The sequence below is a fragment of the Actinotalea ferrariae genome, assembly GCF_019733465.1.
GTDB classification, from domain to species: domain Bacteria; phylum Actinomycetota; class Actinomycetes; order Actinomycetales; family Cellulomonadaceae; genus Actinotalea; species Actinotalea ferrariae_A.
The window spans coordinates 1-10,369 of the sequence record NZ_JACVQL010000167.1 but is presented as its reverse complement, the minus strand read 5'-3'; the positions used below and the strand labels follow the sequence as shown (position 1 = coordinate 10,369).

The 10,369-nt window shown below is 75.0% G+C and carries 12 protein-coding genes; 6 read left to right on the top strand and 6 right to left on the bottom strand.

Features of this window, described 5'->3' with window-relative positions; genetic code table 11:
- Positions 1 to 2,439: transglycosylase domain-containing protein (locus ICW40_RS13295; RefSeq protein ID WP_221654497.1), on the bottom strand; the 2,439-nt coding region annotated here is incomplete at its 3' end.
- A gap of 117 nt (positions 2,440 to 2,556) precedes the next feature.
- Here ICW40_RS13295 and ICW40_RS13290 point away from each other — a divergent pair.
- Together ICW40_RS13290 and ICW40_RS13285 are read left to right on the top strand one after the other, a co-directional pair.
- A complete protein-coding gene (locus ICW40_RS13290) occupies positions 2,557 to 2,724 on the top strand; it encodes a DUF4177 domain-containing protein (protein WP_221654496.1) in 168 nt (55 codons plus the stop codon).
- Complete coding sequence (locus tag ICW40_RS13285; RefSeq protein ID WP_221654495.1) at positions 2,721 to 3,200, top strand: RidA family protein; 480 nt, start codon at positions 2,721 to 2,723, stop codon at positions 3,198 to 3,200. Before ICW40_RS13290 ends, ICW40_RS13285 begins: the two co-directional genes overlap by 4 nt.
- An 84-nt stretch (positions 3,201 to 3,284) precedes the next feature.
- Here the strand turns inward: ICW40_RS13285 and ICW40_RS13280 are convergent, their stop codons facing one another.
- A complete protein-coding gene (locus ICW40_RS13280) occupies positions 3,285 to 3,962 on the bottom strand; it encodes a Crp/Fnr family transcriptional regulator (RefSeq protein WP_221654494.1) in 678 nt (225 codons plus the stop codon).
- Positions 3,963 to 4,040: 78 nt separating this feature from the next.
- Positions 4,041 to 4,478 carry a hypothetical protein gene (locus tag ICW40_RS13275; protein WP_221654493.1) on the bottom strand — a complete coding sequence of 146 codons (438 nt, stop codon included), beginning with the start codon at positions 4,476 to 4,478 and terminating at the stop codon, positions 4,041 to 4,043.
- A gap of 124 nt (positions 4,479 to 4,602) precedes the next feature.
- Here ICW40_RS13275 and nth point away from each other — a divergent pair, with 124 nt between their 5' ends.
- A complete protein-coding gene (gene nth / locus ICW40_RS13270) occupies positions 4,603 to 5,373 on the top strand; it encodes an endonuclease III (RefSeq protein ID WP_221654492.1) in 771 nt (256 codons plus the stop codon).
- Here the strand turns inward: nth and ICW40_RS13265 are convergent.
- Entirely contained in the window at positions 5,345 to 6,280 is a 936-nt protein-coding gene (locus tag ICW40_RS13265) for an alpha/beta fold hydrolase (protein WP_308121793.1), read from the bottom strand. The genes nth and ICW40_RS13265 overlap by 29 nt on opposite strands.
- Positions 6,281 to 6,326: 46 nt before the next feature.
- Positions 6,327 to 7,154: a response regulator transcription factor gene (locus ICW40_RS13260; protein ID WP_221654490.1), complete on the bottom strand. Its 828-nt coding sequence runs from the start codon at positions 7,152 to 7,154 to the stop codon at positions 6,327 to 6,329.
- 154 nt (positions 7,155 to 7,308) lie between these two features.
- Between ICW40_RS13260 and ICW40_RS13255 the strand changes: the two genes are divergently transcribed.
- On the top strand, positions 7,309 to 8,043 hold the full coding sequence (locus ICW40_RS13255; protein ID WP_221654489.1) for a hypothetical protein: 735 nt from the start codon (positions 7,309 to 7,311) through the stop codon (positions 8,041 to 8,043).
- Between the two features lie 21 nt (positions 8,044 to 8,064).
- Here the strand turns inward: ICW40_RS13255 and ICW40_RS13250 are convergent, their stop codons facing one another.
- Positions 8,065 to 8,502 carry a DsrE family protein gene (locus tag ICW40_RS13250; RefSeq protein WP_221654488.1) on the bottom strand — a complete coding sequence of 146 codons (438 nt, stop codon included), beginning with the start codon at positions 8,500 to 8,502 and terminating at the stop codon, positions 8,065 to 8,067.
- Between the two features lie 149 nt (positions 8,503 to 8,651).
- Here ICW40_RS13250 and ICW40_RS13245 point away from each other — a divergent pair, with 149 nt between their 5' ends.
- Positions 8,652 to 9,209, top strand: a complete 558-nt coding sequence (locus ICW40_RS13245) for an FABP family protein (protein ID WP_221654487.1) — start codon at positions 8,652 to 8,654, stop codon at positions 9,207 to 9,209.
- 35 nt (positions 9,210 to 9,244) lie between these two features.
- On the top strand, positions 9,245 to 10,369 hold a 1,125-nt coding region (gene ygfZ / locus ICW40_RS13240; protein ID WP_445206263.1), incomplete at its 3' end, for a CAF17-like 4Fe-4S cluster assembly/insertion protein YgfZ.

Genomic DNA, 10,369 nt, shown 5'->3' with positions numbered 1-10,369 from the left:
GCCGCCGCCCGGGCCGCCGCCGTCCTGCTCGCCGCCGCCCTGGTCACCGCCGCCTCGACCGAAGCTGCTCGTCTGCTGCACCCCGGCCGGGTCGGGCCCGGCGGAGAGCTGGATGGTGACGACCGAGCCGCGTGCGGCCGACGACCCCGCGGCGGGGGACGTCCCCGCGACCGAGCCGGCCGGCGCCGGCGAGAACACCGGGGTCGGGTCGGTCCGCACCTCGAAGCCGACGTTCGCGAGGGCGGCCTGGGCCTCGGCCTCGGTCCGGAAGGCGACGTCGGGCACGCGCACCTGGGCGCCCTGCACCTGGCGGCTGTTCGGCGCCGGGAACGGGACGGCGGGCACGCCGTCGAGCGCGCGGGTCATGAAGCGCGACCAGGTGGGCGCCGCGATCGTCGACCCGAAAGCGTTGCGGACCCAGCGGCCGTTGATGGTCATGTCCTGCACCGGCCGCATCGCATCGGGGAAGCCCACCCACACCGCGGACGCGAGCTGCGGCGTGTAGCCGACGAACCACGTGTACTCGTTGTGCGACGTCGTGCCGGTCTTGCCGGCCGAGGGGCGGCCGGGCGGCGGGTTGACGTCGGACGCGGTGCCGTTCCAGACGCCGCTCAGCGCGAAGTTCATCGCGGCGGCGATCTCGGGCGAGATGGCCTGGCGGCAGTTCGGCTGCGGCACGGGCAGCTGCGCGCCGTGCGTGTCGACGACGCTCGTGATCGCGACCGGCTCGCAGAAGATGCCGTTGGCCGCGAACGCCGCGAACGCCGCGGCCATGGTGAGCGGTGCGATCTCCGTCGAGCCGAGGACGTTCGACGGGACGACGTCGACCGGGTTGCCGTCCGCCTTGTGCACGCCGAGCGACGCGGCCGTGTCGAAGATGCCGCAGAGGTCCAGCTCGCTGGCCATCCGGATGTAGCCGGAGTTCACGGACTTGCGAGTGGCGTCGAGCGCGCTCATGACACCCGCGGGGCCCTCGGCGTTGCCGAACTTGTAGTTGGCCTGCCCGGTGAAGATCGCGCCGCACGCGGGGGAGTTGAAGTCCCGCATCGCGTACTCCATCTTCCGCGCGTCGATGACCTCGTTGAGGCTGTGCCCCTCCTTGAGCCACTGCACGAGCGTGAACGGCTTGAAGGTCGAGCCGGGGTGGAACCCGTTCGAGGAGCCGTACACCTTGTCGGTGTTGTAGTTGACGGCCGTCTCGCCCGGGCCGACCACCTCGGCGCTGTTGAAGATGCGGTTCTGCGCCATCGCGACGACCTTGCCGGTGCCGGGCTCGACGACCGAGATCGCGGAGGCGACGCCCGACGGGTCGAGCACGGGGATGCCGTTCTTGACCTCCTCGTCCGCGGCCTGCTGGAGACCCGGGACGAGCGTCGTGGTGATGGTGAGGCCGCCCGTCAGGAGCAGCCGGGTGCGCTCCTCCATGGTCTCGCCGAAGGCCGGGTCGTTGGCGATGATCTTCGTGACGAAGTCGCAGAAGTAGCCGGCGTTGAAGACGGCGTTCGCCTCGACGCAGCCGAGCTTCGCGTTGCTCACCGCGAGGGTCGCCGCGATCGGCGTCGCGACGCCGGCGTCGTGCTCCTCCTGGGTGATGAACTCCTCGCGCAGCATGAGGCCGAGGACGGTGTCGCGCCGCCCCTGCGCCGCCTCGGGGTTGCGCACCGGGTCGAAGTCGCCGGGCGCCTGCGTGATCCCCGCGATGGTCGCGGCCTGGAGGTAGTTGAGGTTCGCGGCCGACGTCGAGAAGAAGTACTGCGCGGCCGCCTCGACGCCGTACACCGAGAGCCCGAACTGCGAGATGTTGAGGTAGGCCTCGAGGATCTCGTCCTTGGTCATGCGCTCCTCGAGCGCGAGGGCCGTCTTCGCCTCGCGGAGCTTGCGGGCGATGCCCTCCATGCCCTCGCTCTCGCGCGCCGCGTCGATCGCGGCGGCGCGGGCCTCAGGGGTGTCCGCGGTGAGCGCGGCCTGGATGAGGGCGTTCTTCACGTACTGCTGGGTGAGGGTCGAGCCGCCCTCCTTGTCCTCCGTCGTCAGCGTCTTCATCGCGGCACGGGCGATGCCCTGGAGGTCGACGCCGCCGTGGTCGTAGAACCGGCGGTCCTCGGTCGCGATGACCGCGTGCTGCATGTGGATCGAGATCTGGTCGAGCGGCACGACGATGCGGTTCTGGCTGTAGAACGTCGCGAGCAGCGTGCCGTCGGCGGCGAGGATCACCGACTTCTCCGAGAGCGGCACCTGCTCGAGCTCGCTCGGCAGCTCGTCGAAGAGCCGGACGCCGGTGTCCGTGAGCGTGCTCGTCGTCGCGACGGCGGGCATCACGAGGCCGGCGGTGAGCAGGCCGCCCACGCCGGCCATGAGGAAGAACGCCAGCAGGAGGGCCAGGGCCTGGAGCGCGTTGACCTGTCGGCCGCGGGGCCGGGCGGGCACAGGGGACACCATGGTCCTCAGACTACGGGAGTGCCCTCGTGCCACCGGGCCGACGTCGTGCTGCCGGTGTGAAGGCTTGGTGTGCGGGGGCACGCGGGGCGGCCCCTGCCGGGGCGGTAGCGTGCAGCCATGGCCACCACGTGGGAGTACGCGACCGTCCCGCTCATCGTCCACGCCACCAAGGCGATCCTCGACCAGTGGGGAGCCGACGGCTGGGAGCTCGTCCAGGTCGTCACCGGCCCCGACGGCAACGGCCTCGTGGCGTACCTCAAGCGTCCGACGGGTCAGGGGTCGTGAGCGAGCAGGGCACCATCGCCCGGCGGCTCGCCGAGCTCGGCATCACGCTCCCCCCGGTCGCAGCCCCGGTCGCGGCCTACGTGCCGGCGGTCCGCAGCGGCTCGCTCGTGTGGACGTCCGGGCAGCTGCCGTTCGTCGACGGCGCCATGGCGCAGACCGGCAAGGTCGGCGTCGGCGAGGGGCTCGTGGACCCGGACCGGGCGCGCGAGCTGGCCCGCGTGGCGGCGCTCAACGCGCTCGCCGCGGTGGCCGAGCAGGCCGGCAGCCTCGACCGCGTGCGGCGGGTCGTCAAGCTCGTCGGCTTCGTCGCGAGCGACCCCTCCTTCACGGGGCAGCCGGGCGTCATCAACGGCGCGAGCGAGCTGCTCGGCCAGGTCTTCGGCGACGCCGGGGTGCACGCCCGCAGCGCCGTGGGCGTCGCGGTGCTCCCGCTCGACGCCCCGGTCGAGCTCGAGCTGGTCGTCGAGCTCGGCTGAGCCCTGCTCGAGGAGCAGCTGAGCGCCGCTGAGGAGCTCGGCTGCTGAGCCGGCTGAGCGTGCCAGGTCGGCCCGAAGCGCGCGTCAGCGCGCGCGGCGCTCCAGGCGGTCCATGTCGAGGAGCACGACGGCGCGGCCCTCGCGCCGCACCCACCCGCGCGCCGCGAAGTCCGCGAGCGCCTTGTTGACCGTCTCGCGCGACGCCCCGACGAGCTGCGCCAGCTCCTCCTGGGTCAGGTCGTGCGCCACGCGCAGGCCGTCGTCGGCCGGCTCGCCGAACCGCGTCGAGAGGTCGAGCAGCGCCTTGGCGACCCGCCCGGGCACGTCGGCGAAGACGAGGTCCGCGAGGGCCTCGTTGGTCCGCCGGAGCCGCCGGGCGAGCGCCTCGAGCAGGTGCTTGGCGACGGCGGGGTAGCGCTCGAGCCAGTCGATGAGCTCGGCGTGGCTCAGCTCGTAGAGCCGCGCGTCGGCCACGGCGGTCGCGGTGGCGGTGCGCGGGCCCGGGTCGAACAGCGACAGCTCGCCGAACATCTCGCCCGGCCCCAGCACCGAGAGCAGGTTCTCGCGGCCGTCGGTCGAGCGGCGCCCGAGCTTCACCTTGCCCGCGCCGATGACGTAGAGCCGGTCACCCGGTTCGCCCTCGTGGAACACCGCGCGCCCGCGAGGCAGGCGCAGGGGCTTCATCGAGGTGAACAGCGCCTGCGAGGCCTCGGGGTCGATCGCGGCGAACAGGGGTGCCGAGAGCACAACGTCGTCGTCCACAGGGCCTCGCTCCTCGTCGCCGGTCGGACCGGCCGCACGGGGCGGCCGCCCACCTCATCCTGCCGCACGGCGCGGGCGTCAGCGAGCGCCCGCCACGCCCTCGGGCCGGGCCGTCTGCACGGCCGGTGCGCCGGGGGCGCCGTCGAGGGACAGCTCGTCGAGCGCCGCGTCCAGCTCGGCGCCGTACGCCGCGAGCATCCGGTCGAGGCGACGCAGGCGCTCCATGAGCGCGACGGGGTCCGACGGCGGGTCCACCGTCACGGCGGCGAGCAGCTCCTGCGGCATGGGCAGCGCGAGCTGCGCCTCGGGCAGGATGTCCCAGCTCATCGCGCCGACGTGGTCGGGCGGGGCGAACGACGCGACCGCGAGGTCGAGCCGCGCGCGGACGAGCCGGCGCCAGCGCGCGAGCTGCGTCTTCTCCGCACGCAGCGTGCGCCGGGTGGACGACGCGCTCGGGCGCGTCAGGGGCGGGCCGTCGGGCGGGAGGATCCACGGGTCCGACGCGGATGCGGGCACGACCGCACCTCCTCCCCCCGAGCCGACCGTCGACTCGCACATCCTGAGGATCGTCGCGCGCGCGGGTGATCTTGAGCCGCGTGGCGCGGGTTCACCCCAACGGGGGCGTGCGTAGTCTGACCTCATGGCCGCGACGAGCGCGTTGACCCTCACCCGCCGTGCGCGCAAGGTCAACCGGCTGCTCGCCGAGCGGTACCCCACCGCCCGCTGCGAGCTCGACTTCCGCACCCCGCTCGACCTGCTCGTCGCGACGGTGCTCTCGGCCCAGACCACGGACGTGCGCGTCAACCAGGTCACGCCCGAGCTGTTCGCCCGGTTCCCCGACGCCGCGAGCCTCGCCGCCGCCGACCGGGCGGACCTCGAGGACGTGATCCGCCCGACAGGGTTCTTCCGGGCGAAGGCCGCGTCCCTGATCGGGCTCGCGCAGGCGCTCGTCGAGCGTCACGCGGGCGAGGTCCCTCCGCGCATGGCCGATCTGGTGACGCTCCCCGGCGTGGGGCGCAAGACGGCGAACGTGGTGCTCGGCAACGCCTTCGGCGTGCCGGGTCTGCCCGTCGACACGCACGTCGGCCGCGTCGCGCGCCGGCTCGGGCTGACCGAGTCGGAGGACGCCGTCACGGTCGAGGCCGAGCTGTGCGCGATGGTCGAGAAGCGCGAGTGGACGATGTTCTCGCACCGGATGATCTTCCACGGCCGTCGCACCTGCCACGCCCGACGCCCCGCGTGCGGCGCGTGCCCGCTCGCGTCGCTGTGCCCGTCGTACGGGATCGGCGAGACGGACCCCGAGCGCGCCGCGGCGCTCGTGAAGGACCCGGACGCCCCGGACGCCCCGCCGGCGCGCGCCGGGGGCGTGGGCACGACGGGCCCTACGGCGTGGGCGTCGGCAGAGCGCTGAGCAAGTCCAGCAGGAGCTCCGTCGTGCGCTCGGGCGCCTCCTCCGCGAGGAAGTGCCCCGCACCCGCGACCGCCTCGAACCGGTAGGGCGTGCCGTTCTCGCCCGCCGCGCGCGAGAGCGGGATGCACCGGTCGGCCGTCCCGTGCAGCTGGAGGACGGGCACCCGGACCGGCTCGCGCACCGCCGCGAGGAAGCGCTGCCCGTCCACGCGCGGCGTCGACCGCACGAGCCAGCGCAGCGTCTCCATCGCGCTGTGCGCGGCGAAGGGGATCTGCGCGGCGAGCCGGTAGGTCTGCGCGACGTCGGGGGTGAGCCAGCCGGGCGCCCCCCACTCGGTGAGCAGCCGCACCACGAGGTCGCCGCGCGTCATGCTCTGCTCGGGGAAGAACGGCAGCTGGAAGTAGGCGAGCCGGCGCGACGACGAGCGGCGCAGCATCGTGCGCGCGACGGCGGCCGTGTGCATCCGTGCCGGGTGCGGTGCGCTGAGCACCGCGACGCCGCGCGTCAGCCCCGGGTGCAGCGCGGGCATGGACCAGGCCACCGTGCCGCCCACGCCCTGCCCGACGACGACCGCCTCGTGGGCGCCCAGGGAGCGGATGACGCCCGCGACGTCCCGGGCGAGCGTCGGCACGTCGTAACCCAGGGGCGGCTTGTCGGACGCGCCCGTGCCGCGCAGGTCCATCGCGGCGACCCGGTAGCCCGCGGCGGCGAGCGCCGGGATCTGGTGCCGCCACGTCCACCACATCTGGGGGAAGCCGTGCAGCAGCACGACGAGCGGTGCGCGGTCCGGCTCGGACGCCGTCGGCAGGGTGGGCAGCGACTCCGCGACGTGGAACCTGGCCCCGTTGGCGGCGACGAACCCGTGACGCCACGGGCCGTCCAGCAGGACGACGGACTGATCGGTCACGCCCGGCAACCTATCCGGCGACGGTGCTCAGGCGGCAGGGCCGCCGTCACACCGCACGACGTCGGTCGCCCGCGCCGTCCGCGGTCGGGAGGTCGACCACGTCGTCGCGCGCGCTCTCCAGCGGCTGGCCGGGCGCGGCGTCCGACGTCGTGCCGGCGGTCGCACCCGCCGCCTCGGCGTCGCGCTCCACGCCGCCGCGGCGGTGCGGCGGGTCGAACCGGTAGCCGACGTTGCGGACGGTGCCGATGAGCTGCTCGTGCTCGGGGCCGAGCTTGGCCCGCAGGCGGCGGACGTGGACGTCGACGGTGCGCGTGCCGCCGAAGTAGTCGTAGCCCCAGACCTCCTGGAGCAGCTGGGCGCGCGTGAACACGCGGCCGGGGTGCTGCGCGAGGTACTTGAGCAGCTCGAACTCCTTGTAGGTGAGGTCGAGTGGCCGGCCGCGCACGCGGGCCGTGTAGCCGCCCGCGTCGATCGTGAGGTCGCCCGAGGAGATCTCCTCGACGTCGTCGACCGGGTTCGCCTCGGCGAAGCGCTCGACGACGAGCCGCAGCCGGGCCTCGACCTCGGCGGGGGAGGCGTCCTCGAGCAGGATGTCGGCGGCACCCCACTCACCCGTGACGACCGTGAGGCCGCCCTCGGTCAGCACGAGCACGAGCGGCACGTTCAGCCCTGTCGCGCGCAGCAGGCGGCACGTCGAGCGGGCGGTGGCCAGGTCCTTGCGCGCGTCGAGCAGCAGCACGTCCGCGTCCGGCGCGTCGAGCAGCGCCGACGGCTCGACCGGCAGCACCCGCACGCGGTGCGAGAGCAGGCCGAGGGCCGGGAGCACCTGGGCGGAGCCCCCAGCGCTGGGTGTCAGCAGCAGAAGGTCTGCCACGGGGGTACCTCCCTCGGACGAGGTGGGATCACGGTACAGCGGCTCGGGAGGTCGTCGGTGCAGGGCCGCGGAGGCGAGACGGCGAGACGGCGCGATCTGCGAGACTCTGCGTCGTGCGTGCGGCCTCCTCCCCCGATCCCCTCCGCGTGACCTGATGGACGTGTCGACCCGCGCCGTGCTCACGGCGGCCGTGGCGGCGATCGTCGGCGGCGCCGGCGTGCTCGCCGGGATCCCGCTCGTCGTGGCCTCCGCGCTGCTCGCGCTCGTCATCGCCATCGGGTGGCCGGTGCTGCTCGACCTGCCGGCACGGCTGGGCAGCACGGTCGTCATCGCGCTCGGCGGCGTCGGGGGAGTCGTGGCCGTCACCGCGACGCGGGGGCAGCCCGTCCTGCGCGAGCTCCCCGTGGTGGTCGCGTTCGCGATCCTCCTGGCCTTCGTCAACGAGCTCGCGCGGCAGGACGGCCGTCACCGCCTCGTCGAGTCGGTCACCGGGACCGTCACGGGCGTCCTCGTCGCGACGGCGGCCGCCGGCTGGGTCGCGTCGGGCCGCACGCCGGGGGGCACGTCGCTCGTCGTGAGCGGCGCCGTCGCGCTCGCGGTCGGCGCGGCCGTCTCCGCCGTGCCCCTCGGCGGCTGGACCGCCGCGGCCGTGACCACGACGGCCGCCGTGATCGCGGGGGGCGCCGTGGGGGCGGTCATGCCCGGGACGGACGTCCTCGCGGGCGCGTTCCTCGGGCTCGCGACGGGCATCCTCGTCGCCGCGCTGCACGAGCTCTTCGACCGCCAGCCTGCGCTCGCACGGCGCTGGGCGGCGCTCGCGGCGATCGTCCTGCCGGTCTCGGTCAGCGGCATCCTCGTCTACGTCGTCGGACGCGTGCTCGTCGGCTGACGAGCGAGGCGGGCGAGCGACTCAGTAGACGAGCGCCTGCGCCCCGGGCCGCAGCGTCTCCTCGACGAACGTCGCCGAGCCGGCGACGCGGACGCCCGCGACGACGTCGTCCGGACCGATCCCGCGCCGGGCCGCGCACTGCGTGCAGACGGTCACGGTGCCGGCCGCGAGCACGACGTCGAGCAGGTCGCCCAGCGGGGTCGCGTGCTCGAGCGCGACGTCGGCCGTGCGGCCCGGCAGCGCGAGCCACGCGGCCTCGCCCGTGAGCCACAGGCTCACCCGGGCACCCGCCGCGACCGCGGCCGCGGCGACCGTGAAGGCCTGGTTGCACGCCTCGGGCCGGTCCGCGCCCGACGTCGTCTTGACCACCAGCGAGCGCGCCGCCCCTCCCTCGCCCGGGTCGCCCGGGAGGGCCTCGGAGGGCGGGGGGACGGCGGGTCCGGCGGGCGGTGGCGTCATGCCCGCAGCGTAGGACCGCGGGCGCCGTAGGATCGGGGCATGGTGGCCCTCGAGATCTTCTTCATCGGCCTGCTCGTCGCGTCGGCGCTGACGATCGGCTGGTTCGCCTTCTACGTGGTCTACAAGCTCTTCAAGGGTCAGCGCTGAGCATGTCCTTCGTGCTGCCCGAGGGCCTGGCCCCGGAGGTCTACCCGCTCGCCTGGCTCGTCGGCCGGTGGCGCGGCGAGGGCGTCGTCGCCCATCCGCGCGTGCCCGAGACGCCGGTGGTGCAGGAGGTGGTCGTCGAGCACGACGGCGGCCCGTACCTCGCCTGGACGAGCACGATGTGGCTCGCGCCGGCCGACGACGCCCCTGCCGCCGAGGGTGAGCAGGGCGCCGAGCCCGCCGAGGCGCGGGTCTGGGCGCGCGAGTCCGGGTACTGGCGCGTGCCGCCCGACCGGCCGGACGGCCTCGCGGCCGACCGCTTCCCGGTCGAGCTGCTCCTCGTCGACCCCGCCGGCCACCTCACGCTCTACGCGGGTGTGACGGGCAACGGCCGGATCGACCTCGCGAGCGACGTCGTCGTGCGCTCGCCCGACGCGGTCGAGGTGAGTGCCGCGACCCGCCTGTACGGCCTCGTGCAGGGCGAGCTCATGTGGACCTGGGACCTGGCGGCGTTCGGCGAGCCGCTGCAGTCCTACGCCTCGGCCCGGATGAGCCGGCAGTGAAGCCCGACGAGCCGACGACGGACCCGGCGCAGCCCGTGAGCCCCGCTCCCGCACCGGACGCGGCTACCCCCGCCGTGCGGCGCAGCCCGCTGCTGGGCCGCCGCGGCGCGGTGGAGGGCGCGGGTCCCGACGCGGGCGTCGCCTGGCACTACGGCGACCCGACGGCCGAGCAGCGTGCTCTCGCCGCGGGCGGCGCGGTGGTCGACCTGTCCCACCTCGGCGTGGTGACGGTGACCGGGCCCGACCGCCTCACGTGGCTCCACTCGATCACGTCCCAGGCGCTCGCGGCGCTGCCGCCGCGCACGTCGACCGAGACGCTCGTGCTCAGCCCCCACGGGCACGTCGAGCACGCCGCGGGCGTCGTCGACGACGGCACGACGACGTGGCTGCTCACCGAGGGCTCGTCGGCCCCGGCGCTCGCCGCGTGGCTGGACCGGATGAGGTTCATGCTCCGCGTCGAGATCGCGGACGTCACCGACCGCTGGGCGGCGCTCGGCGAGCCGGTCGACGCGGAGGGCGGTGAGGGCGAGCCCGTCACGTGGCGCGACCCGTGGCCCCGCACGCTCGCCGGCGGCACGCGGTACGGCCCGCCCGACGACGAGCACCCCGGCGCCGAGCGGCCGTGGCGCGTGGTGCTCGTGCTGCGCGACGGCCTGGAGACCGCCGTCGCGGCGCGCGAGGCGTCGGGCTGGCGGCTCGCCGGCACGTGGGCGAGCGAGGCGGCCCGGGTCGCGGCGTGGCGCCCGCGTCTGGCGACCGACGTCGACCACCGCACCATCCCGCACGAGCTCGACTGGCTGCGCACGGCCGTGCACCTGGAGAAGGGCTGCTACCGCGGCCAGGAGACCGTCGCGCGCGTGCACAACCTCGGCCGCCCGCCGCGCCGCCTCGTCATGCTCCACCTCGACGGCTCTGGCCACCTCCTGCCGCAGCCCGGTGCCGAGGTCGCGGCCGAGGGTCGCGCCGTGGGAGCGGTGACGAGCGTCGCGCGCCACCACGAGCTCGGCCCGGTCGCGCTCGCCCTGGTGAAGCGGAGCCTCGACGTGACGGCCGGGCTCACGGTCGCGTGCGACGGCGGCGACGTCTCCGCGGCGCAGGAGGTCGTGGTGCCCGGCGACGGCGTGTCGGTCGACCGGCCCGCGCCCCGCCCGCCCGTCGCC

What these genes read in the sequence shown, in the direction of transcription:
- ICW40_RS13245 (WP_221654487.1), top strand. Translation starts at nt 8,652, where the DNA reads ATGTCCTTCGTGCTGCCCGAGGGCCTGGCCCCGGAGGTCTACCCGCTC.
- nth (WP_221654492.1), top strand. Translation starts at nt 4,603, where the DNA reads ATGGCCGCGACGAGCGCGTTGACCCTCACCCGCCGTGCGCGCAAGGTC.
- ICW40_RS13250 (WP_221654488.1), bottom strand. Translation starts at nt 8,502, where the DNA reads ATGACGCCACCGCCCGCCGGACCCGCCGTCCCCCCGCCCTCCGAGGCC.
- ICW40_RS13290 (WP_221654496.1), top strand. Translation starts at nt 2,557, where the DNA reads ATGGCCACCACGTGGGAGTACGCGACCGTCCCGCTCATCGTCCACGCC.
- ICW40_RS13255 (WP_221654489.1), top strand. Translation starts at nt 7,309, where the DNA reads ATGGACGTGTCGACCCGCGCCGTGCTCACGGCGGCCGTGGCGGCGATC.